Source organism: Mycobacterium sp. RTGN4 (assembly GCF_033804635.1).
Taxonomy (GTDB): Bacteria; Actinomycetota; Actinomycetes; order Mycobacteriales; family Mycobacteriaceae; genus Mycobacterium.
The window spans coordinates 53,267-76,218 of record NZ_JAPZLB010000013.1 but is presented as its reverse complement, the minus strand read 5'-3'; the positions used below and the strand labels follow the sequence as shown (position 1 = coordinate 76,218).

21 protein-coding genes are annotated in these 22,952 nt (G+C 66.4%); 12 read left to right on the top strand and 9 right to left on the bottom strand.

Features of this window, described 5'->3' with window-relative positions; translation table 11 throughout:
• Window positions 1-2 precede the first annotated feature (2 nt).
• Both tatB and SLQ30_RS24565 read left to right on the top strand, forming a co-directional pair.
• Window positions 3-413, top strand: a complete 411-nt coding sequence (gene tatB, locus SLQ30_RS24570) for a Sec-independent protein translocase protein TatB (RefSeq protein ID WP_319449398.1) — start codon at window positions 3-5, stop codon at window positions 411-413.
• 73 nt (window positions 414-486) lie between these two features.
• Window positions 487-1,968 carry a S1C family serine protease gene (locus SLQ30_RS24565; RefSeq protein WP_319449397.1) on the top strand — a complete coding sequence of 494 codons (1,482 nt, stop codon included), beginning with the start codon at window positions 487-489 and terminating at the stop codon, window positions 1,966-1,968.
• Between the two features lie 9 nt (window positions 1,969-1,977).
• On the opposite strand, the gene SLQ30_RS24560 is transcribed toward SLQ30_RS24565, so the two are convergent.
• The 4 genes from SLQ30_RS24560 to SLQ30_RS24545 form a co-directional block, all read right to left on the bottom strand.
• On the bottom strand, window positions 1,978-3,120 hold the full coding sequence (locus SLQ30_RS24560) for a P-loop NTPase (protein WP_319449396.1): 1,143 nt from the start codon (window positions 3,118-3,120) through the stop codon (window positions 1,978-1,980).
• Window positions 3,121-3,181: 61 nt separating this feature from the next.
• Window positions 3,182-4,435: a lytic transglycosylase domain-containing protein gene (locus SLQ30_RS24555; RefSeq protein WP_319449395.1), complete on the bottom strand. Its 1,254-nt coding sequence runs from the start codon at window positions 4,433-4,435 to the stop codon at window positions 3,182-3,184.
• 59 nt (window positions 4,436-4,494) lie between these two features.
• The gene (locus SLQ30_RS24550) at window positions 4,495-5,019 is read right to left on the bottom strand and encodes a DUF1003 domain-containing protein (protein ID WP_319449394.1); all 525 of its coding nucleotides are present in this window, start codon (window positions 5,017-5,019) and stop codon (window positions 4,495-4,497) included.
• Window positions 5,016-6,335 (bottom strand): magnesium transporter MgtE N-terminal domain-containing protein, encoded by a 1,320-nt coding sequence (locus SLQ30_RS24545; RefSeq protein WP_319449393.1) that lies wholly within the window; start codon window positions 6,333-6,335, stop codon window positions 5,016-5,018. Before SLQ30_RS24545 ends, SLQ30_RS24550 begins: the two co-directional genes overlap by 4 nt.
• A gap of 25 nt (window positions 6,336-6,360) precedes the next feature.
• Here SLQ30_RS24545 and SLQ30_RS24540 point away from each other — a divergent pair, with 25 nt between their 5' ends.
• A complete protein-coding gene (locus tag SLQ30_RS24540; RefSeq protein ID WP_319449392.1) occupies window positions 6,361-7,317 on the top strand; it encodes a CoA ester lyase in 957 nt (318 codons plus the stop codon).
• A gap of 49 nt (window positions 7,318-7,366) precedes the next feature.
• Here SLQ30_RS24540 and SLQ30_RS24535 read toward each other — a convergent pair whose 3' ends face one another.
• Together SLQ30_RS24535 and SLQ30_RS24530 are read right to left on the bottom strand one after the other, a co-directional pair.
• Entirely contained in the window at window positions 7,367-7,906 is a 540-nt protein-coding gene (locus SLQ30_RS24535; protein WP_319449391.1) for a DUF4190 domain-containing protein, read from the bottom strand.
• 62 nt (window positions 7,907-7,968) lie between these two features.
• Entirely contained in the window at window positions 7,969-8,670 is a 702-nt protein-coding gene (locus tag SLQ30_RS24530) for a DUF4190 domain-containing protein (RefSeq protein WP_319449390.1), read from the bottom strand.
• Window positions 8,671-8,845: 175 nt separating this feature from the next.
• Here SLQ30_RS24530 and SLQ30_RS24525 point away from each other — a divergent pair, with 175 nt between their 5' ends.
• From SLQ30_RS24525 to SLQ30_RS24500, 6 genes are all read left to right on the top strand, one after another.
• Window positions 8,846-9,343 carry a general stress protein gene (locus SLQ30_RS24525; RefSeq protein WP_319449389.1) on the top strand — a complete coding sequence of 166 codons (498 nt, stop codon included), beginning with the start codon at window positions 8,846-8,848 and terminating at the stop codon, window positions 9,341-9,343.
• Between the two features lie 165 nt (window positions 9,344-9,508).
• A complete protein-coding gene (locus SLQ30_RS24520) occupies window positions 9,509-10,906 on the top strand; it encodes an ABC transporter substrate-binding protein (RefSeq protein WP_319449388.1) in 1,398 nt (465 codons plus the stop codon).
• Window positions 10,903-11,835, top strand: coding sequence for a carbohydrate ABC transporter permease (locus SLQ30_RS24515; RefSeq protein ID WP_413468175.1), 933 nt, complete (start codon window positions 10,903-10,905; stop codon window positions 11,833-11,835). Before SLQ30_RS24520 ends, SLQ30_RS24515 begins: the two co-directional genes overlap by 4 nt.
• 40 nt (window positions 11,836-11,875) lie before the next feature.
• Window positions 11,876-12,700: a carbohydrate ABC transporter permease gene (locus tag SLQ30_RS24510; protein ID WP_319449500.1), complete on the top strand. Its 825-nt coding sequence runs from the start codon at window positions 11,876-11,878 to the stop codon at window positions 12,698-12,700.
• Between the two features lie 3 nt (window positions 12,701-12,703).
• Complete coding sequence (locus tag SLQ30_RS24505) at window positions 12,704-13,876, top strand: sn-glycerol-3-phosphate ABC transporter ATP-binding protein UgpC (protein ID WP_319449387.1); 1,173 nt, start codon at window positions 12,704-12,706, stop codon at window positions 13,874-13,876.
• A gap of 6 nt (window positions 13,877-13,882) precedes the next feature.
• On the top strand, window positions 13,883-14,476 hold the full coding sequence (locus SLQ30_RS24500) for a suppressor of fused domain protein (protein ID WP_319449386.1): 594 nt from the start codon (window positions 13,883-13,885) through the stop codon (window positions 14,474-14,476).
• A 34-nt stretch (window positions 14,477-14,510) separates the two neighbouring features.
• Here SLQ30_RS24500 and corA read toward each other — a convergent pair whose 3' ends face one another.
• Window positions 14,511-15,608 (bottom strand): magnesium/cobalt transporter CorA, encoded by a 1,098-nt coding sequence (gene corA / locus SLQ30_RS24495; RefSeq protein ID WP_319449385.1) that lies wholly within the window; start codon window positions 15,606-15,608, stop codon window positions 14,511-14,513.
• A 148-nt stretch (window positions 15,609-15,756) separates the two neighbouring features.
• Between corA and SLQ30_RS24490 the strand changes: the two genes are divergently transcribed.
• Together SLQ30_RS24490 and SLQ30_RS24485 are read left to right on the top strand one after the other, a co-directional pair.
• A complete protein-coding gene (locus SLQ30_RS24490) occupies window positions 15,757-16,926 on the top strand; it encodes an NADP-dependent malic enzyme (protein ID WP_319449384.1) in 1,170 nt (389 codons plus the stop codon).
• Window positions 16,927-16,933: 7 nt separating this feature from the next.
• Entirely contained in the window at window positions 16,934-17,764 is an 831-nt protein-coding gene (locus SLQ30_RS24485) for a glycine betaine ABC transporter substrate-binding protein (protein WP_319449383.1), read from the top strand.
• A gap of 11 nt (window positions 17,765-17,775) precedes the next feature.
• On the opposite strand, the gene SLQ30_RS24480 is transcribed toward SLQ30_RS24485, so the two are convergent.
• Window positions 17,776-18,606: an SDR family NAD(P)-dependent oxidoreductase gene (locus tag SLQ30_RS24480; protein WP_319449382.1), complete on the bottom strand. Its 831-nt coding sequence runs from the start codon at window positions 18,604-18,606 to the stop codon at window positions 17,776-17,778.
• Window positions 18,607-18,710: 104 nt separating this feature from the next.
• Between SLQ30_RS24480 and SLQ30_RS24475 the strand changes: the two genes are divergently transcribed.
• Entirely contained in the window at window positions 18,711-19,076 is a 366-nt protein-coding gene (locus SLQ30_RS24475; protein ID WP_319449381.1) for a DUF732 domain-containing protein, read from the top strand.
• 22 nt (window positions 19,077-19,098) lie between these two features.
• On the opposite strand, the gene SLQ30_RS24470 is transcribed toward SLQ30_RS24475, so the two are convergent.
• Window positions 19,099-22,797, bottom strand: coding sequence for a multifunctional oxoglutarate decarboxylase/oxoglutarate dehydrogenase thiamine pyrophosphate-binding subunit/dihydrolipoyllysine-residue succinyltransferase subunit (locus SLQ30_RS24470; RefSeq protein ID WP_413468179.1), 3,699 nt, complete (start codon window positions 22,795-22,797; stop codon window positions 19,099-19,101).
• Window positions 22,798-22,952: the final 155 nt, after the last annotated feature.

The following is a 22,952-nucleotide window of genomic DNA, read 5'->3' as shown; positions in this document are numbered from 1 at the left end:
CGATGTTCGCCAACGTCGGTTGGGGTGAGATGTTGGTGCTGGTGATCGCCGGCCTCGTCATCCTCGGCCCCGAGCGCCTCCCAGGTGCCATCCGCTGGAGCGCCGGAGCGATCCGTCAGGCCCGCGAGTATCTGTCCGGCGCAACGAGTCAACTTCGTGAGGATCTTGGCCCCGAGTTCGAGGACCTCCGCCAGCCGCTGTCCGAGTTGCAGAAGCTGCGTGGCATGACGCCACGGGCGGCGCTGACGAAGCATCTGCTCGATGGTGACGACTCCATCTTGACCGGCAACTTCGACAAACCCGTTTCGCCCAACGGACCCACGGCGCAACCGCCACAACCGCAACCAACGGTGGACCCGCAGTCCGGCCCCGACGCGTCGAAGGAAACCCCGTTCGACACCGACGCGACCTGAGCCCGCGTCGGTAACGTGTACGTAGAGCGCGTCCGCCGGTCATGGCGAACGCTCCGACGGAGAGTGAATACGGGTGACTAATCAGGACCAGTCCGGTACCGGCCCCCGCTTGGTACCCCGCCCGGTCTCGCGTCCGCCCGTCGACCCGGCGGCCACCCGGGAGTTCGGCAGGCCGGAGGGATTCTCTGGTTCGTTCCTCGAGACCGACCAACACCTCGCCGACCGGGAGTACACGCCCCACGATCAAGCGCCCGATGCGGACTTGGCCGAAGCGTTCGGGCGGCACGGCGGAGGCGACTCGTTGCAACGCCCGCCCTCCGATGATGCCGACGGCCAGGATGAGCGGGAGTCGTCGGAAGAAGCCGATCCGTGGCGGGACCCCGAAGCCACGCCGTCACCGGGAAGGCCCGCGGAACCCAAGCCGCCGCACGTCGTGTTCGCGGGCCCCACCGGCAAGGCGGGTGTGCGTGACGTCTTCACCGGGCGCAGGGTGCAGTGGACCGCATTGGGGTTGCTTGCGCTTGGCGCGTTGGTGCTCGGCATCGTCGGCGGGATGGTGGGCAGGTACACCGTCGACCCGAAGCCGCCGACCACCAGCTCCAAACTCAGCCTCGCGACGCCAGACGACACTCAAGAACCAACCAGTCGATTTGCGAAAACGGCTGCTACTGTTGCCAATTCAGTGGTGACGGTGCGCGTGGCCAAGGTGGACAGCGATGACCTCAGCCTTGGGTCCGGCGTCGTCATCGACCCCCGCGGTTACATCATCACCAACAACCACGTGATCTCCGAAGCCGCCCAGGACCCACCCAAGTTCAAGATCTCGGTGGTCTTCAATGATGGCAGTGAGGTACCCGCGACGCTCGTCGGCCGGGACCGCAAGACCGACATCGCGGTGCTCAAGGTCGACAACGTCGACAACCTGTCCGTCGCCAAACTCGGTGACTCCGACAAGGTGCAGGTCGGCGAAGAGGTGATCGCCGCCGGCGCGCCGATCGGGCTGCGCAGCACCGTCACGCAGGGCATCATCAGCGCACTGCATCGGCCGGTGCCGCTGCCGAGCGACGGCGAAAGCGACACCGACACGGTGCTCGACGGTTTGCAGACTGACGCCTCGATCAACCACGGCAACTCCGGTGGCCCGCTGATCAACATGAACTCCGAGGTCATCGGCATCAACACCGCCGGTCGCCAGGACGGCGTGCTGCTGAACTTCGCCATCCCGATCAACGAGGCCAAGGCCGTGGCCGACGTCCTCATCAGGGACGGCAAGATCGTTCACCCGACGCTCGGACTGACCGCGAGGTCGGTGAGCAACGCGATCGCGACCGGTGCGCAGGTCGCCAATGTGGTCGCGGGCAGCCCCGCCGATCAGGCGGGCATCCTCGAGAACGACGTCATCGTGAAGATCGGCAACCGTCCGGTCACCGACGGCGACGACTACGTGGTCGCGGTGCGCCAGCTTCAGATCGGCCAGGACGCGCCCGTCGAGGTGGTGCGCGATGGCCGGCACCTGGTCCTGACGATCAACCCCGCCCCCGACAAGGGCGTCTGACAAATTCCGTTAGCGGGCGACGGGATCCAGGTTCAGCGACATCCCCACCAGCCCGCGCTTGCGCGAGGCCAACCCGTCGGCGATCGAGCGCAATTCCTTGCCTGCGGCCGAGTCGGGAGCGCTGAGCACCAGCGGCACCCCGGAATCGCCGGCCGCCACCAGCGCGGGGTCCAGCGGAACCTGGCCCAGCAGCGGCACGTCCGCCCCGACGGCTTGGGTGAGCCGTTCCGCCACTAGGCGTCCGCCACCCTCGCCGAACAAGTTCATGGTGGTGCCGTCGGGCAGCAGTAGTCCGGCCATGTTCTCGACCACGCCGACGATGCGCTGGCGGGTCTGCAGGGCGATCGCACCGGCGCGTTCCGCAACCTCGGCGGCCGCCAGCTGAGGGGTCGTCACCACCAGGATCTCCGCGCCGGGGATCAACTGGGACACCGAGATCGCGATGTCGCCGGTTCCTGGCGGCAGGTCTAGCAGCAGCACGTCGAGGTCACCCCAGTACACGTCAGCCAGGAACTGCTGCAGGGCCCGGTGCAACATCGGCCCGCGCCACACCACCGGGGTGTTGCCCTGGGTGAACATCGCGATCGAGATGACCTTCACGTCGTGGGCGACCGGCGGCAGGATCATCGATTCGACCTGCGTTGGGCGATCGGCAGTGCCCATCATCCGTGGCACCGAATGGCCGTAGATGTCGGCGTCCAGCACGCCGACCGCAAGGCCGCGGGCGGCCATCGCGGCGGCCAGGTTCACCGTGATACTGGACTTCCCGACGCCGCCCTTGCCCGATGCCACCGCGTAGACGCGGGTCAACGATCCGGGTTGGGCGAACGGGATGATGGGCTCGCGGGAGTCGCCGCGGAGTAGCTTGCGTAGTTCGGTGCGTTGTTCGTCGTTCATGACGTCGAGGGTGACCGTGACGGCACCGGTGCCTGGCACGTCGACGACCGCTTGCCGAACCCGGTCGGTGATCTCCGATTTCTTCGGACATGCCGAAGTGGTCAGGTAGATCTCGACGTGCACCGCGGCGTCGGCGGCGACGGCGACGTTCTTCACCATGCCGACCTCGGTAATGGGCCTGCGCAGTTCGGGGTCTACGACCTTGGACAGGGCGGCGCGGACCGCTGCTTCCAGATCGGTGGGGTTCGAGGACATCGCCTCCGAGTCTAGGCCGACCCTGGCCAGGCTCCAGCGTGCACCGTCTCGGGCGGCAAGCTCAGGCCGGTGGGCCCGGCGCACCGGGGAGCGGACCCGCAGGCACCGGTGCGGGCGGCGGCGGAGGCGGAGGCGGGGCGAAGAACGGCAGCCCCGGGGGCGGTGCGACCGGCTCGGGGGGCGGCGCCTGCAGGCAGAACACCTGACAGTTCTGTCCAACAGGTGGAGCCGGAGCCTGGCTCGGCGGGGCCTGCAAACAGTAGATCGCGCAGTTCTGCACGGGGGTCTGTGGACCAGGCAACGGACCCTGGGCAGGCACCCCGAGTTGGCCTGCGACGTCGGATCGTCCGGGGCCTAGCAGTGGCACGACGGCCAGCGGATCGTTGGCGGGTAGGCCAACGGCGTTGAGCGGCAGCCCCGGGCCCAGCCCTTCGGGTTTGGCATCGAGGTGGGCGTCGCCGAGCGGGTTCGCCCCGCTGATCGGTGGCAGGTCAACGGGTACGACGCCCGTTGCGTAGGCCGCCGCCCACCCGAGCACGTTGCTGGCGTAGGCCGTCGAGTTGTTGTACCGGAGGATGGCACTCATGACCTGTGAGGGATCGCGCAGGTTGAGCCCGCCGCTGCACAGATAGCGCGCCGCGGCCAGCGAGGCGTCGAAGACGTTCTGGACGTCGGCCTTGCCGTCGCCGTCGCCGTCGGAGGCGTAGCGCGCCCAGGTGCCGGGCAGGAACTGCATGGGGCCAAGCGCCCTTGCGTAGTTGACGCGACCGGCCTGAACGCTCTGCACGATGACCTCGTTGCCGGCAAGTGTGCCGTCCAGCGTGGGTCCGAGGATGGGGTTGACGGCGGTGCCGCTGGGGTCGGTAGCGCCACCGTTGGCGTGCATTGATTCGATGCGCCCGATGCCTGCCAGCAGGTTCCAGCTGATGCCACACCCCGGATACGCCGCCGCCATCATGCGCTCGGCGTTTTGGTATGCAGTCAGCGCGATCATCGGAATGCGAAGGCTGCCAGGTGAATTCACGACAACCGCCGGCGGCGGAGCCGACACGCTGGCTGCGGCGATGTGGAAGTACGGGAGCGGCCGCGTCGCGGCGACGATCGTCGTGCTGGAACTGTCGCCGGTATTCGCCACGGCGGCGAGCGGCGTAATGCCGTTGTCGCTCATCGAATTCTTGTGCTGGGGTGGGGCCGCGCCGACCGCGAGCACGAGCACCAGCGGGGTGATCACCGCAGCACCGAACCACGGCGTACGCGCGACGCGGCCCAAGCGGTGCCGCGCTGCCTTCAAGGCCGCGGATCCCCCTATGTGCACTCGGACCGTCCTCGCTCATGCCCCGGCAAACTTGTGAACCAAGTCACCATACAGACTTGTCATTCATCTGTTGCAGCAATGCCCTTAGCCTGCTTTTTTGTCTTGCCGGACTTCAGGTCGTTGAGAAGGTCCAAAACCTCTTCGAGTTCACGACGCAGGTAGTCACGGGTGGCAACTTCTCCGACCGCGACGCGCAGCGCGGCGAGTTCCCTGGCGAGGTATTCGGTGTCCGCCTTGGTCTGTTGGGCGCGGCGGCGGTCCTCCTCGAGCGACACCCGGTCGCGGTTCTCCTGCCGGTTCTGGGCGAGCAGGATCAGGGGCGCCGCGTAGGCGGCCTGTGTCGAGAACGCGAGGTTCAGCAGGATGAACGGATACGGGTCCCATTGGAGCCCGATCGCGAAGAGGTTCAGCGCGATCCAGATGATCACGAAGATGGTCTGAATGGCCAGGTAGCGCCCGGTGCCGAGGAAGCGTGCGAGCCGCTCGCTGTACCGACCAACGGCCTCGATGTCGACCCGCGGGGTGAATCGCCTGCGGGAGGTCCGGGGGGTGTCGAGGCGCTGACGGGCCGACAGATCGCTCATGATGCACCGCCGGGCGGCGTCGCCTGGTCAAGCTCGGTCGTCGGCAGCTCGGGTTCGTCTTCGCGCACGCGCCAGTCGTGCGGCAGCAGGTGGTCGAGCACGTCGTCGACGCTGACCGCGCCAAGGAGGTGGTTCTCCTCGTCGACGACCGGCCCGCACACCAGGTTGTAGGCGGCGAAGTACCGCGTCACCGCGGCCAACGTGTCTTCCGGAGCGAGGTTCGGCAGATCGGAGTCGACGATTCCGCCGACCAGCGAGGACGGCGGTTCGCGCAACAGGCGCTGCAGATGGACGCAACCGATGTAGCGCCCCGTCGGCGTGGACGTCGGCGGCCGGACGATGAAGGCCAGCGATGCCAGCGCCGGGGTGAGGTCGGGATCCCGCACCCGGGCCAGGGCCTCCGCGACGGTCGTTCCGGGGCCAAGCACCACCGGGTCGGACGTCATGAGCCCGCCCGCAGTGTCGGGGGAGTGCTTGAGCAGTCGGCGGACAGGTTCGGAGTCCTCGGGATCCATCCGAGCCAGCAGCGCCTCGGCCTGAATGGCGCCGAGTTCGCCGAGCAGGTCGGCGGCGTCGTCGGGATCCATCGCTTCGAGCACGTCGGCCGCCCGCTCGGTGTCCATCTGGTGGAGCAGGTCGGCCTGTTCGCTTTCGGGCAGTTCCTGCAGGACGTCGGCGAGTCGCTCGTCGTCGAGTGCGTTGACGACCTCGTAGCGACGCTTGGTGGGCAGCTCGCGAATGGCGTCGGCCACGGTGATGGGCCGCTGCCCCTCGAACTGCTCCAGCAGGTGCGCGACGCCTTGGCCGGGCAGCGACAGCGCCGAAGGGGTGAGGCCCGAAACGTTCTGCCAAGCGACGACGTGGACGGCGGTGCGGCGGCCCAATCGCCGATGCGGACGGACGGCCACCCGGGACACCATCCAGTCGCGGGTGCGGACTTGTTCGATGGCCAGGTCGACCACGACGACGTCGATGCCCGCCAAATGTTCGAGTTCGGGATCGTCGACCCGCACCCTCGTGTCGAGCACCTGGCCGAAGACCAGGACCTCGCCGGGCCGTTGCGCGAACCGGCGTAGCGAGACGTTGGCCGTCGTCAGCGTGACGGCGCTGGGTTCGATGGCGGTGATGCGCAGGATCGGGACGAAAATCCTTCTCCGGTTGAGCAATTCGACGACCAGGCCGAGCACGCGTGGCTGCTGGGCGCCGTAGCTGATGCTGATCACCACGTCGCGGACACGGCCGATCGACTCGCCGTCGGGACCAAGCACAAGCATCCCCGAGAGCCGGGCCGTGTAGACCCTGTTGACCGCGACCATGCCCCAAAGAGTAGAGAGTGAACCCGTGGAGAACCGATATCGCCCCCGTAGAACTTGCCTGTCGGTTCCTGGAAGCAGCGCCAAGATGATCGAGAAGGCCAAGTCCCTTCCGGCCGACGAGGTGTTCCTCGATCTCGAGGACGCCGTCGCGCCGGGGGCGAAGGCCGAGGCGCGTACCCGCGTCGCGGCCGCGCTTGCCGAGCCAGGGTGGTCAGGTCAGCTACGCGGAGTACGGGTCAACGACTGGACCACACCGTGGACGCACGCCGACGTCATCGAGGTGATTGCGGCCGCAGGCGCGTACGTCGACCTCATTGTGTTGCCGAAGGTCGTCGACGTCTCGCACGTGCACGCGCTGGACCTCTTGCTCACCCAAATTGAGGCCACCCACGGCCTACCGCTGGGCCGCATCGCCATCGAGGCCCAGATCGAAACGGCCAAGGGCTTGACCAACGTCGACGCCATCGCAGCGGCACCGCGGGTGCAGGCGCTGGTGCTCGGGCCCGCCGACCTGATCGCCAGCCTCAACATGCGCACGCTCGTCGTCGGCGAGCAGCCGGAGGGTTACGACGTCGGCGATGCGTACCACCACGTGCTGATGAAGATTCTCGTCGCGGCCCGCACCCACGGCATCGCCGCGATCGACGGTCCCTATCTCAAGGTGCGCGACGTCGAGGCGTTTCGTCGGGTGGCAGGCCGCTCGGCGGCGCTGGGCTACGACGGCAAGTGGGTACTGCACCCCGATCAGATCACCGCGGGCAACGAGCTCTTCAGCCCGCGGCAGGACGACTACGACAAGGCCGAACTGATCCTGGACGCCTACGAGTGGCACACCTCGCACGCCGGAGGCGCACGTGGTGCGGTGATGCTCGGCGACGAGATGATCGACGAAGCCAGCCGGAAGATGGCGCTGGTGATCGCGGGCAAGGGGCGGGCCGCCGGGATGGCCCGCACGACGGGCCCCTTCGAGCCGCCGAGCTAGCGCGATACAGCTGGCCGATGACGTTGGCGGCCAACGAAATTGGTGTTGATCAGCGATAGCTCGACGTATTCGAAATCGCTCCGGTGAGCCAGAACACCACGGTGAGTGCGAGCGAGACTCCGCCGACGATGACCGCCGCGAGCGCCATGCCGCGGCCCTGCTGGCCGGTCTTCTTGATGTCGTTCATCGCCACGATGCCGAGCACGATCCCGACGATCGACGGCAACGCACAGAAGCAGAGCGGCAGTCCAACCAGCGAGGTGACCAAGGCCCCGATCGCCTTGCCACTCGTCGAGGTGGGGTCGGCGCCGTATCCGTATCCGTAGGCCGACGGCGGCGGCCCGTAACCGACGGGCGGCGGGTACGGCGGGTAGGCGCCCGGTGGTGGGAATGGTCCAGGGGGCGGGAACGCCGTGGCCGGCCCATAGTTGGGCGGCAGCGGCGGTGGCATGGGCGGCATCGGGTAACCGGGCGGCGGCGTCGGGTTGTATTCGATGGGCGGGTATTCGACGGCTCCGGACAGCGGGTCAACCGCGGGTTCCGGGTCTCTTCCCATCGGGTCCCCCGCGGAACTGGGCGGGTTCGTCATGCGGTCAATTTACCGAAGCGTGGACGTGGCGACGGGAACACGTCGTGCATGGCCTCTCGTGGTCAACTGGCCGAGAGGTAGATCGCATAGAAGACGACGTACACGCCGATCGCAAACACCAGCGCCGCCGCTCCTACGGCGATGCCCGCGATGGCAAAGCTGCGCCCGCCTTCTCGGCGGCTCTTGATCTGGCTCAACGCCACGATGCCCAGCACGATGCCGACCAGCGCGGGAATCGACCCGATGAAACCCCCGAAGAAGAACAACACGACCGATAAGAAGAGCCCAACGCCCGACGATGCCAGCGATGCGATCGCCAGGCCGTTGGTGTGTTGCTTCGGCGGCCCATATGGCCCGTAGCCGCCTGGGTAGGCCGGCGGCCCCGCGGGTGGGCCGTAGCCGGGTTGAGGCGGGTATGGCGGCGGTGGTCCGTAGCCCGGCGCGCCGTATGGCTGCGGCGGCGGGGCCGCGAAACCCGGTGGCGGCCCATACGGCTGGGGCGGGGCGCCGTAAGCGGGAGGCGGCCCGTAACCCGGTTGTGGCCCGAAAGCTGGTGGTGGCCCGTAACCTCTCGGCGCGTCGAAGCCCTGCGGCGGCCCGCCGTAAGCCGGGGGCGAGTCGTACGGCGGCTGCTCTGCGTACGCAGGGGGTAGCTGAACCTGCTCGGTCGCCTCGGCTTCGGGCCCACCGGACTGCGGCGCCTCCTGGTCCGAGTTCGGCTCGGCCGTCGGTGGCTGGCCTGCGGCTTCGCCGGAAGCTGTCATGGCGCCAACCTAGCGCACTGCCCGATTACCAATGGTGGGTCGACGTTTCGGGGCACCATTGTGGGTGCCCGGCCGTTGTCTGTTGGACGCTGTCGAGCGACTTGTGCATCGCTGGTCGCGCCCAGCGCGACTGCGGGTGCACGAGTCGCGATGGAAGTTCGGAGGAGAAGAAACGATGACCAGTCCGCTATCGCCAGGACAGAACCCTCGTCGGGCCGGCCCGGGGTTGCCGACGCCGCCCAAGGGTTGGCCGATCGGGTCCTACCCGACCTACGCCGAGGCCCAGCGTGCGGTGGACTACCTGTCCGACCATGAGTTTCCAGTTCAACAGGTGACCATCGTCGGCGTGGACCTCATGCAGGTCGAGCGCGTCACCGGACGATTGACCTGGCCCAAGGTGCTCGGCGGTGGCGCGGTCACCGGCGCGTGGCTCGGCCTGTTCATCGGTTTGGTGCTGGGCTTCTCGAGTCCCAATCCGTGGGGACCGTTGATCGCCGGGTTGATCGCAGGCGTGTTCTTTGGGCTCATCACTTCTGGGATCCAGTACGCGATGGCACGCGGCACAAGAGATTTCAGTTCGACCATGCAACTGGTTGCGGGCCGGTACGACGTGCTGTGCGATCCCCAGGGCGCCGAAACCGGGCGGGATCTGCTGGCGCGCTTGAAGATCTGATCGCGGCGCAGCGCACGCGTCGAGTTCGCTGACGGGTACGTCGCAGGTCACGATTGCGACGCACGCGCGTGGAAGTGTTGCACATCACGCGCAAAGCGCTCTACGGTTTGCGCGCGGGAGGTTCTCGCCCGGAGCGGCGACTTCACATGCGGACGGAGGCGGGCGGTGCGCGGTCGACGGCTGTGGACTGCGGCGGTGACTGCGCTGACGGCGGCAGGTCTGGTGTCTGCGTGCAGTTCCGGCGGTGGCGGAATCGTCATCAACTACTACACGCCGGCCAGCGAAATGGCGACGTTCACCGCAGTGGCGAAGCGCTGCAACGCCGAACTTGGTGACCGGTTCACGATCAAGCAGATCAGCTTGCCGAAGGGCGCCGACGATCAACGCCTTCAACTGGCCCGTCGACTCACCGGAAACGACAAGACACTCGACCTGATGGCGCTCGACGTGGTGTGGACCGCCGAGTTCGCCGAGGCCGGTTGGGCTTTGCCGCTTTCCGACGACCCTGCTGGCAAGGCCGAAGCGGATGCGCGCTCCAACACGCTGCCCGGACCGCTCGCGACGGCCGAGTGGCAGCACCAGCTGTATGCCGCACCGATCACGACAAATACCCAATTACTTTGGTACCGAGCAGATTTGATGGACAAGCCGCCGGCAACGTGGGACGGCATGGTGGCCGAGGCCACCAGGCTGCACGCCGCGGGCAACCCCAGCTGGATCGCGCTTCAGGCCAAGCAGTACGAGGGCCTGGTGGTGTGGTTCAACACATTGCTGGTCAGCGGCGGCGGACAGGTGTTGTCCGACGACGGGAAGACCGTGACGCTGACTGACACCCCTGAGCACCGCGCCGCCACCGTCAAGGCGCTGCAGATCATCAAGTCGGTTGCCACCGCGCCGGGAGCCGATCCGTCGATCACCCAGACGGACGAGGGCACCGCGCGACTGGCACTGGAGCAGGGCAAGGCCGCGCTCGAAGTGAACTGGCCCTTCGTGCTTCCGTCGATGTTGGAGAACGCCGTGAAGGGCGGGGTCAGCTTCCTGCCGCTGAATGAGGTCGCGGAACTCAAGGGCTCCATCAACGACGTCGGCACCTTTTCGCCCAACGACGAGCAGTTCACGACGGCCTACGACGCCAGCAAGAAGGTGTTTGGGTTCGCCAATTACCCCGGGGTGAAGCCCGGTGAGGACGCCAGGGTGACGATCGGCGGGCTCAACCTCGCCGTCGGTAAGAACACCCAGCACAAGGCCGAGGCGTTCGAGGCCATCCGTTGCTTGCGCTCCGTCGAGAATCAGCGTTACACCTCCATCGAGGGCGGCCTGCCCGCGGTACGCACCTCGTTGTACGACGACCCCGACTTCCAAGCCAAGTACCCGCAATACGAGGTCATCCGTCAGCAGCTGACCAACGCCGCGGTGCGGCCCGCCACGCCCGTCTACCAGGCCGTGTCCACCCGAATCTCGGCGACGTTGGCTCCGGTCACCGACATCGATCCGGAGCGCACCGCCGACGAGCTCACGGTCCAGGTGCAGAAGGCCATCGACGGGAAGGGGCTCATTCCGTGACCTCCGTTCCCGCGCCAGCCGCGGCGGCTGTTGCCGTCGCAGGCGGGACCGACGACAGCAAGTCCGAACGGCGACTGGCCTTCTGGCTTGTCAGTCCCGCGGTCATCCTGATGCTGGCGGTGACGGCGTACCCGATCGGTTACGCCGTCTGGCTCAGCCTGCAGCGCTACAACCTGGCCGCCCCGGACGACACCAAGTTCGTCTGGTTCGCCAACTACCAGACCATCCTCACCGACCGGTACTGGTGGACGGCGTTCGTCGTCACGCTGGCCATCACGGTGGTATCGGTGGCCATCGAGTTCGCGCTCGGCATGGCGCTGGCGTTGGTGATGCACCGCACGATCTTCGGCAAGGGCCTGGTGCGCACCGCGATTCTGATCCCGTACGGCATCGTCACCGTGGCGGCGTCCTACAGCTGGTACTACGCGTGGACGCCGGGCACCGGCTACCTTGCCAACTTGCTTCCGACGGGCAGCGCGCCGCTGACCGAGCAGTTGCCGTCGCTTGCCATCGTCGTGCTTGCCGAGGTGTGGAAGACGACGCCGTTCATGGCGCTGCTCTTGTTGGCGGGCCTTGCGCTGGTTCCGCAGGATCTGCTCAACGCGGCTCAGGTCGACGGAGCGGGCCCGTGGAAGCGGCTGACGAAGGTGATCATCCCGATGATCAAGCCGGCCATCTTGGTAGCGCTGCTGTTCCGGACGCTCGACGCCTTCCGCATCTTCGACAACATCTACGTGCTGACCGGCGGCGCCAATGACACTGGCTCGGTGTCAATCCTGGGTTACGACAACCTCTTCAAGGCGTTCAACCTGGGGTTGGGGTCGGCGATCAGCGTGCTCGTGTTCTTGTGCGTGGCGGTAATCGCGTTCATCTACATAAAGCTCTTCGGCGCATCGGCCCCAGGTTCCGATGAAGAGGGGCAGCGATGAGCGCTTGCGCGAAGAGCAGAGGGCACTGATGTCTGAGCGGGTGAGTCCGGGGCGGGCGACGGGCTGGACCGTCGTCAACGTCATTGTCGTGCTCTACGCACTGTTTCCCGTGCTGTGGATCCTGTCGCTGTCGCTGAAGCCGACGTCGAATGTCAAGGACGGCAACCTGATCCCGACGCAAGTGACCTTCGACAACTACAAGGCGATCTTCACGGGCGACATCTTCAGCTCGGCATTGGTGAACTCGATCGGCATCGGCCTGATCACCACGGCCATCGCGGTGGTCATCGGTGGCATGGCCGCGTATGCCATTGCCCGGCTTGCCTTCCCGGGGAAGAAGGCGCTCGTCGGGGTCGCGCTGCTCATCGCGATGTTCCCCCAGATCTCGCTGGTCACCCCGCTGTTCAACATCGAGCGCCGGATCGGGCTCTTCGATACCTGGCCCGGCCTGATCATCCCCTACATCACCTTTGCGTTGCCGCTTGCCATCTACACCATGTCGGCGTTCTTCCGGGAGATCCCTTGGGATTTGGAGAAGGCCGCCAAGATGGACGGGGCTACCCCTGGCCAAGCCTTCCGCAAGATCATTGCGCCGCTGGCCGCTCCGGGAATCGTGACCGCGGCGATCCTGGTGTTCATCTTCGCGTGGAACGACCTGCTGCTGGCGCTTTCGCTGACCGCTACGCAACGGGCCATCACCGCGCCCGTGGCGATCGCGAACTTCACGGGCAGTTCGCAATTCGAGGAGCCGACGGGGTCGATTGCGGCGGGCGCGATGGTGATCACCGTACCGATCATCATCTTCGTACTCATCTTCCAACGACGTATCGTGGCCGGTTTGACCTCCGGCGCGGTGAAGGGGTAACCGATGGCCGAAATCGTGTTGGAGCACCTGACGAAGAGCTACGCAGGTGGCGCTGCGGCGGTGAAGGACCTGTCCATCACCATCGCCGACGGCGAGTTCATCATCTTGGTCGGACCATCCGGTTGCGGAAAGTCGACCACGCTCAACATGATTGCCGGCCTCGAGGACATCAGCTCCGGTGAGCTGCGCATCGGCGGCGACAGGGTGAACGACAAGGCCCCCAAGGACCGCGACATCGCGATGGTGTTCCAGTCGTACGCGCTGTACCCCCACATGACCGTGCGCCAGAACATCGCATTCCCGTTGACCCTGGCCAAGATGTCCAAGGCCGACATCGCCAGCAAGGTGGAGGAGACCGCGCGGATACTCGACCTGGGCGAGCTCTTGGACCGCAAGCCCGGGCAGCTGTCCGGTGGGCAGCGGCAGCGGGTGGCGATGGGCCGCGCAATAGTGCGCAGCCCCAAGGCATTTCTCATGGACGAGCCGTTGTCGAACCTCGACGCGAAACTCCGCGTTCAGATGCGGTCGGAGATCGCGCGGCTGCAGAACCGGCTTGGTACGACGACCATCTACGTCACGCACGATCAAACGGAGGCCATGACGCTGGGGGATCGCGTCGTGGTGATGCTGGCCGGGGTGGCGCAGCAAATCGGTACGCCCGACGAGCTTTACAACAGCCCCGCGAACCTCTTCGTGGCGGGTTTCATCGGGTCGCCGGCGATGAACTTCTTCCCCGCCACGCTGACCGACGTCGGGGTGCGGGTTCCGTTCGGCGACGTCACTCTGACGTCTGAAGTGCACGACATGCTGGCCCTACATCCCACGCCCAACAACGTGATCGTCGGTGTCCGTCCCGAGCATTTGGACGACGTGGCGCTGATGGATACCTACGCGCGGATCAGGGCGTTGACCTTCCAGGTCACCGTCGACTTCGTGGAATCGCTGGGGGCCGACAAGTATCTGCACTTCCGGACCGAGGGCGCGGGTGCCAAGGCCGCCCAGCTGGCCGAATTGGCCGCCGAGTCCGGAGCCAGTGAGAACCAGTTCGTGGCAAGGGTTTCCGCCGAGTCGAAGGTCACCGCGGGGCAGCAGGCGGAGCTGGCCTTCGACACCACCAAGCTGACCCTGTTCGATGCGGATACCGGGGTGAACTTGTCGATCCCGCCCATCGAATAACCCAGCGTGAACGACATTCTTGCAAACGTTCGCGCGCACCTGCGCGACCACTTCGCCGGACTTGGCCTCGAGGACGAACCCGTTTCGGCCAGCGTGACGTTTCTCGGGGCCGAATCCATCGAGATCCTGCGGTTCGGCCCCGACCGCGACGGCGTGTATCACTATGCTTCCCTTGGCTGTTCGCGTCACCCGATGATCGAACCCACCGAGTTGCTCGCCGACCCGCATCAGGGTCCCCGCGCCGAGGTGATGTTGTCGCTGAAGGGGCCGACGCCGAGTGGGTTGTCCCAAACTATCGCGGTGCTCGCGGCCGCGCCTGCCGTCGAGGGCTTGGTGCTCGGGCCTGATGCATTGATCGATCTCGAGACGCCACTGTGGGTTCCGTCGCCATTCACCGCAATGCTTTTGGGCGAGAGTGGGCTCGAAGACGTGGTGCTGCCCGCGCCGAACGAGCCCGTGAAGCTGCTCTCGGCGACGCCGATCACCCCGACGGAGGCGGCATGGGTGCGGTTGAAGGGAGCCGAGGCCATGCGCGAAGCGTGGCGAGCCGACGGCGTCGACGTGCTCGACCCCGCCCGTCCGGCCGCGCAACCCCGCTAACCGTCCCGCCGTTCGGCGAAGGGGGAGGGTGGACCTAGAGCCAGTGGTTTCGCCGGAACGTCATGTACAGCAGGATGCACACCGTCGCCATCACGCCGAGCACCGCGGGGTAGCCCCACACCTGGTGCAGTTCGGGCATGTGATCGAAGTTCATGCCGTAGATGCCCGCGAGCGCCGTCGGCACCGCGGCGATGGCGACCCAGGCCGAAATCTTGCGCATGTCGAGGTTCTGCTGCATCGACACCTTGCCCACGGCGGCCTGCACCAGTGAACTGAGCACCTCGTCGTAGCTGGCGACGCGATCGGAGGCCTGCGTGTTGTGGTCGACCACGTCGCGGATGTACCGCCTGACCTCCTTGGAGATCAAGTCGTTGTGGTCGGAGCCGAGGCGCTGCAGGGCCAGGTTCAGCGGGCCCACCGCCCTTCGCATTTCGACGACCTCCCGCTTGAGCATGTAGATGTGCTCGATGTCGGTTTCAGTGGTCGGAGAGAAGACGTTCTCCTCCATCGCGTCGATGTCGTTTTCGACCAGATCGGTGACTTCGAGGTAGTGATCGACGACGTGGTCGGCGATCGCGTGCAGCACCGCGTATGGGCCGAGCACACAGTTGGACGGCGTCGAGTCCATCCGCTTGCGCACCCCGGCCAGGCCGCCGTGGTCACCGTGCCGGACCGTGACGACGAAGTCCGGGCCGACGAAGATCATGATCTCGCCGGTCTCGACGATCTCGCGGGCCTTGGCCACCGACTCGTGCTCGACGTACATGATGGTCTTGAGCACCAGGAAGAGCGTGTTGTCGTAGCGTTCCAGCTTCGGCCGCTGATGGGCGTTGACGGCGTCCTCGACGGCCAGTTCGTGAAGGCCGAAGACGTCGGCCACCGCTTGCATCTGATGGTGGTCGGGCTCGTGCAGGCCCACCCAGACGAAGGCCGGGACACCGCTTCGTTCCAGTTCGCGGACCTTGTCCAGCGCCGCGGCGTGGGTGTACTTGCCGGGCAGCCGCGAGCCTTCGGCGTAGACCCCGCAATCGACCATTGCCCGCGCCACGGGGACGTGGATGGACGCCGCGTCGGGAACTCTGCGCCCCGCGGGCCGCAGCAGCGCCGGTTGGAGTGCGCGGAAGGATGGCATGCGCGAACCTCCGTTGGGGTTGTGACGTGCGGAAACCGAGCCCCTGAATGGTACGCGCCGGGCCTGAAATTGCCCTGACGGCCGAACTTTCGCTTAGTACCGACCAGTACGCCTTAACGGCCGTCGGCTGGTGAAGTAACGTGACGCCGTGGCTGAATTAGTGCGCACCCCCCAGGTCGTCATCACTGATGCGGAGATCTTCGACGCCCACGAGGGCGGCAAGCTCTCCATCGGACTGAAGGAGCCGCTCGATACCCAGCGGGCGTTGTCGATCGCCTACACCCCGGGCGTTGCGCAGGTCAGCCGGGCGATCGCGTCCGACCACACGTTGGCGAAGAAGTACACCTGGGCCAACCGACTGGTCGCGGTCATCAGCGACGGCACGGCGGTGCTCGGCCTCGGCGACATCGGTCCGGCCGCATCGCTGCCGGTGATGGAGGGCAAGAGCGCGCTCTTCAAGACGTTCGGCGGGTTGGACTCCATCCCGATCGTGTTGGACACCAAGGACCCCGACGAAATCGTCGAGACCATCATCCGACTGCGCCCCACGTTCGGTGCGGTCAACCTCGAGGACATCTCGGCCCCCCGCTGCTTCGAGATCGAGCGACGTGTGATCGAGGCCCTGGACTGTCCGGTCATGCACGACGATCAGCACGGAACCGCGATCGTCGTGCTCGCTGCACTGCTGGGCGCCACCAAGGCACTCGACCGTGACATGCACACGCTGAAGGTGGTGATGTCGGGTGCTGGCGCCGCCGGTGTCGCTTGCACGAACATCTTGTTGGCCAAGGGAGTCGCCGACATCACGGTGCTGGACAGCCAGGGCATTCTGCATTCCGGTCGCGACGACATGAATCCCTTCAAGGAGGAGCTGGCCACCAGGACCAACCCGCGCGGCCTCACCGGCGGCATCGCCGAAGCGCTCAACGGCGCCGACGTGTTCATAGGGGTCTCGGCGGGGCTCGTTCCAGAGGAGCTGATCGCGACGATGACGCCGGGTGGCATCGTGTTCGCGATGTCGAATCCGGACCCCGAGATCCACCCCGATGCGGCGCGCAAGTACGCCGCCGTGGTGGCCACTGGCCGCAGCGACTTCCCCAACCAGATCAACAATGTGTTGGCCTTCCCCGGTGTGTTCCGTGGAGCGCTTGACGCGGGTGCCCGCCGCATCACCGAGAAGATGAAGGTGGCCGCCGCCGAAGCGATCTTCTCGGTGGTCGGCGACGACCTCGCCGTCGACCACATCGTGCCGAGTGCGCTCGATCCGCGTGTCGGTCCTGCGGTCGCCGCTGCGGTGGCGGCAGCGGCTGACGTCTGAGTCGCGTATGCGGCGATGGGCGGTTGCGCTATGCGCGCTGCTGATCGCCGGTTGCGGAGCTAACTCGCCGCCGCCCTCGATCGGTGTGGGTGCTGGTCCAAATGCCGAATCACGAGTACTAGCTCATGTGTACGCCGCCGCGCTGCGATACCACGGCAGCGCCGCGCACGTCGAGCAGAGCAGCGATCCCATGGCCGACCTGGATGGCGCCGACGTCGAGGTCGTACCCGGCCTGACGGGCCGACTGCTGCAGCGGTTCCAACCCGGCGCCGTCGCCCGCGGTGACGAGCAGGTGTACCGGACCATGATCTCGGCGCTTCCCGAGGGGCTCGCCGCCGGCGACTACGCGCAGGCCGCAGCCGACAAACCCGCGCTGGCGGTCCTGGAGGCCACCCAAAAGAAGTGGGGCGGACGCGACGTTGCGACGTTGGTCAGGCATTGCGACGAGTTGACCGTCGGCGCCGCCGCCGGCAGTGTCCCGCCTCCCGTGGTGGGTACCTGCCGGTTGCCGGCCGTACGTGAATACCCGGACGCCGCAGTGTTGTTCGGCGCGCTGCGTTCGGGTCAGGTCGAGGTGGCGTGGACGTCGACAGCTGCCCCCAACGTGCCCGACGACGTCGTCGTACTCGCCGACCGCACCTCGCTGATCCGAGCCGAGAACGTCGTGCCGCTCTATCGGCGGAACGAACTGACCGAGCCGCAAGTGTTGGCGCTCAACGAAATCGCGGGCGAACTCGATACCGGCGCGCTCGCAGACATGCTGCGACAGGTCGCAAAGGGCGCGGATCCCGGTGCGGTGGCGGCCGCCTGGTTGACCGACCATCCGCTCGGCCACTGAGCTTGCAAAATTCAGTGCACCGGCGGCATCAACTTCGACGTGACCGTTGAGAACAGCTTCTGGTAACCCGATCCGGTGATTCGGACGATGAGGTCGAGCGCCTTCGCGTCGGGTCCGACGAGCACCCTCGCCTTGTTCTTGCGCACCGCGTCCAAGATGATCGTGGCCGCCTTCTCGGGGGTGGTCATGGTCAGCTTCTTGTCGAAGAACTCGGTGAGCGTCTTCGTGTCCACCCCGTCGGCAGCGGTCGAGTTCCGCATGATCGCGGTCTTGATGCCCCCGGGGTGCACCGTCGTCACCTTGACGGGGTGCTTGGCCAGGTCCATCTCCTGGCGCAGCGCCTCGGTGAAGCCGCGGACGGCGAACTTCGCCGAGTTGTAGGCCGCCTGGCCGGGGACCGAGAAGATGCCGAAGAGGCTGGATACGTTGACGACGTGGCCGTCGCCCGAGGCGATGAGATGGGGCAGGAATGCCTTGGTGCCATTGACGACGCCCCAGAAATCGACGTCCATCACGCGTTCGATGTCCTTGAACGCGGTCACCTCGACGTCGCCGACGTAGGCGATGCCTGCGTTGTTGTAGATCTGGTTGACCTTGCCGAAGTGATCCTTCACGCCGTCGGCGTAGAGCAGGAACGCCTCGCGCTCGGTGACGTCGAGCCGGTCGGCCTTGACCGGGGCGCCGATGGCCTTCAGCCGCTCCTCGGTGACTGCCAGGCCCTCGGTGTCGACGTCGCTGATCGCGACACTGGCCCCAGAGCGTCCGAGTTCGAGCGCCAACGCCTGCCCGATGCCTGATCCGGCGCCCGTGACGACGGCGACCTTTCCGGCGAAGCCTTCCATGGGCACTCCTCTGTTCGCTATTGGACTCATGTGGAGTTTAGCCAGTACCGGCGGTAACGCCCGCATCGGGTAACGGTTCGCCGGCCGGCCGCGACGACCACACTATGAAGCGAACCCGCATTGCGGTGCTGGCCATGTCCGCCGGTGTCGTAGCCGCTGCGCTCTTCGGCGCCGCTCCGGCCCAGGCTGATCCCGTTGCCGACGACTTCCTCTCGAACCTGTCGGCGGCGGGGTTGACCGACATCGATCCTGCGACGGCGGTCTCGGTCGGTCAGGACGTGTGCCCCATGCTCGCCGAACCCGGACAGCAGATGGCCGACGTCGCCGGTGACGTGTCCGAGGCGATCGGCAAGCCGCTGGGGCCTGCGACGATGTTCACCGGATTGGCGATCACGATCTTCTGTCCCGGGGCCGTCTCGTCACTGGCCAACGGTGACACGCCGATCCCGCTGGATTTCCTCGGCTTCTAGGTCTCCGGGTCCGGCGTGCGGGTCAGCCGAAGGCCTCGTCGACGATCTCCTGCTGCTCGACGGCGTGCACCTTCGAGCTTCCCGACGACGGCGCCGACATGGCCCGCCGGGAGATCCGTTTGATTCCGATCAACTTGTCGGGCAGCTGCTCGGGCAGCGCGAGGCCGAATGTCGGCCAGGCGCCCTGATTTGCCGGCTCCTCCTGCACCCAACGGAACTCGTCGGCGTTCGGATACTGGTCGAGTGTGGCGCCGAGCCGTCGCTTCGGCAGCGGATACAGCTGCTCGATCCGAACGATCCCCACGTCCTCGCGCTTGTCGTTGTTCTTGCGCGCGACGAGGTCGTAGTAGATCTTGCCGCTCGTCAGCAGCACGCGCTTGACCTTCGAACGATCGCCGTCGCCGTCCTCGTAGGTGGGCTCCTCGAGTATCGAGCGGAACTTCTGCTCGGTGAAGTCGCGGATGTCGCTGACGACGGCCTTGTTGCGCAGCATCGACTTCGGGGTGAAGACGATCAACGGGCGGTGAATCCCGTCCATCCCGTGCCGCCGCAACAGATGGAAGTAGTTCGCAGGTGTCGACGGCATCGCTACGGTCATCGAACCCTCTGCGCACACCTGCAGGAAGCGCTCGATGCGGCCCGACGTGTGGTCCGGCCCCTGGCCTTCGTGGCCGTGGGGGAGCAGCAGCACGACGTCGGACAGCTGGCCCCACTTGGCCTCGCCAGAGCTGATGAACTCGTCGATGATGGACTGGGCACCGTTGACGAAGTCGCCGAACTGCGCCTCCCACAACACCATTGCGTCCTGGTTGCCTACCGAGTAGCCGTACTCGAAGCCGACGGCCGCGTACTCCGACAGCGCCGAGTCGTAGACCATGAACCTGCCGCCGGTCGGCGTGCCGTCCTCGGAGAGCGTGAGCAATTCCAGCGGGGTGAACTCCGCGCCGGTCTTGCGGTCGATGATCACCGCGTGGCGCTGGGTGAACGTGCCGCGGCGGACGTCCTGGCCGGAGAACCGCACTAGCTTGCCCTCGGATACCAGCGTGCCGAGCGCAAGGAGCTCACCGAACGCCCAGTCGACCTTGCCCTCGTAGGCCATCTCGCGCCGCTTGTCGAGCACCGGCTTGACGCGGGGGTGCACGGTGAAGTCCTCGGGGAACGCCAGGTGGGCGTCGCCGATGCGGGCCAATAGCGACTTGTCCACGGCGGTACTGAGTTTCGCAGGCAGCACCTGGTCGGCCTCGACGGATTCGCTGGGTTCGATCTCATGTTTCTCGAGATCGCGGACCTCGTTGAACACCCGCTCGAGCTGGCCTTGGTAGTCGCGCAGCGCGTCCTCGGCCTCCTTCATGGAGATGTCGCCGCGGCCGATGAGCGCTTCGGTGTAGGTCTTGCGGACGCCGCGCTTGGTGTCGATGACGTCGTACATTCCGGGCTGGGTCATCGACGGGTCGTCACCCTCGTTGTGCCCGCGGCGGCGGTAGCACAGCATGTCGATGATGACGTCCTTCTTGAACTGCTGACGGAAGTCTACGGCCAGCCGAGCCACCCACGACGCGGCTTCGGGGTCGTCCCCGTTGACGTGAAAGATCGGTGCGCCAACCATTTTCGCGACGTCAGTGCAGTACTCCGAGGATCGCGAATCCTGCGGCGAGGTGGTGAAGCCGATCTGGTTGTTGACGATGATGTGGATGGTGCCGCCGGTGCGGTACCCGCGCAGCAGCGCGAGGTTGAGCGTCTCGGCAACCACGCCCTGGCCGGCGAAGGCAGCGTCGCCGTGCATCATCACCGGAACGATGGTGAACTTTTCGGAACCGTCGGCGCCATTCTCGAAGTCGGCCACGTCCTGCTTGGCGCGCACGATGCCCTCGAGCACCGGGTCGACGGCCTCGAGGTGGCTCGGGTTGGCCACCAGCGACACGTCGATGTCGTTGTCGCCGAACATCTGTAGGTAGTTACCGGTCGCGCCGAGGTGATACTTCACGTCGCCGGAGCCATGGGCTTGGCTCGGGTTCAGGTTGCCCTCGAACTCGCTGAAGATCTGCGAGTACGGCTTGCCAACGATGTTGGCCAGCACGTTGAGCCGACCGCGGTGCGGCATGCCGATGACGACCTCGTCGAGCCCGTGTTCGGCGGCCTCGTCGAGCACGGCGTCCATCATCGGGATGACGGTCTCCGCGCCCTCAAGCGAGAAGCGCTTCTGCCCAACGTATTTGGTCTGCAAGAACGTTTCGAAGGCCTCGGCGGCATTGAGCTTGGACAGGATGTACTTCTGCTCCGCGACGGTCGGCTTCGCGTGCTTGACCTCGATACGCTCCTGCAGCCACTTCTGCTGGTCGGGTTCGAGGATGTGCGTGTACTCGACGCCGACGTGCCTGCAGTACGCGTCCCGAAGCAGCCCGAGCACGTCGCGCAGTTTCTTGTACTCGGCACCGGCGAACCCGTCGACCTTGAACACGCGGTCCAGGTCCCACAACGTGAGTCCGTGGGTGTTGACGTCGAGGTCGGGGTGGCTGCGGAACCGGGTCTTGTCCAGCCGCAGCGGGTCGATGTCGGCCATCAGGTGGCCACGGTTGCGGTACGCCGCGATCAACTCGATGATGCGGGCGTTCTTGTCGAAGATCGAGTCGGGGTTGTCGGTCCGCCAGCGCACCGGCTCGTACGGGATGCCGAGCTCGCGGAAGATCTCGTCGAAGAAGTCGTCGGACAGCAGCAGCTGGTGGATGGTGCGAAGGAAGTCGCCGGACTCCGCACCCTGGATGATGCGATGGTCGTAGGTCGACGTCAGCGTGATGAGCTTGCCGAGGCCCATCTCGGCGATCCGCTCCTCGCTGGCCCCCTGGAACTCGGCCGGGTACTCCATGGCGCCCGCGCCGATGATCGCGCCCTGGCCGCTCATCAGGCGTGGCACCGAGTGCACGGTGCCGATGGTGCCGGGGTTGGTCAGCGAGATCGTGACGCCCGCGAAGTCCTCTGCGGTCAGCTTGCCGTCGCGTGCGCGTCGGACGATGTCCTCGTACGCAGCGATGAACTGACCGAATGCCATTGTCTCGCAACGCTTGATGGCTGCGACGACGAGTTGACGCTTGCCGTCCTTGCCCTGAAGGTCGATGGCCAGGCCCAGATTCGTGTGAGCCGGGGTGACCACATTCGGCTTGCCTTCGAGCTCGGCGAAGTGCCGGTTCAAGTTGGGGAAGCTCTTGACCGCCTGCACGATCGCGTAACCCAGCAGGTGGGTGAACGAGATCTTGCCGCCGCGCGTGCGCTTGAGGTGATTGTTGATGACGACGCGGTTGTCGATCATCAGCTTGGCCGGGATGGCCCGCACGCTGGTGGCCGTCGGAACGTCCAGCGAAGCGTTCATGTTCTTCACGACGGCCGCGGCCGCGCCGCGCAGCACGGCGACCTCGTCGCCTTCGGCGGGTGGTGTGGGCGACGGCTTCGCTTTTTCGGGCGCGGCAGCCTTGGCAGGTGCTGGGGCGGGGGTGGCCGCCTTTGGTGCGGCGGCCGGCGTGCCGTTGCTTGACGGTGCGGGTGGGGCTGCGGGCGCCGGAGCGGCGGGCTTGGGCGTCGCGGCGGCAGGCGCGGGGCTCGGCTGACCATTGCCGCTCGGTGCCGCGGAAGTCGTTGCGTCCGTGGTCGGCTCGGGGGAGTAGTCGACGAGGAACTCGTGCCAACTGGGGTCGACCGACGAGGGATCCTCGCGGAACTTGCGATACATCTCCTCGACCAACCATTCGTTCTGGCCGAATGGTGAAGGTGAAGTGCTCACGGCGGCTTCTCGCCTCGATTCCTTCTGCTGCGAACGTCTTTGCTTACGCCCGCTCGTTTCCCGCGGTTGCCCGCCCTATGCCGTCCTAAAGGCTAGCGCCTTCG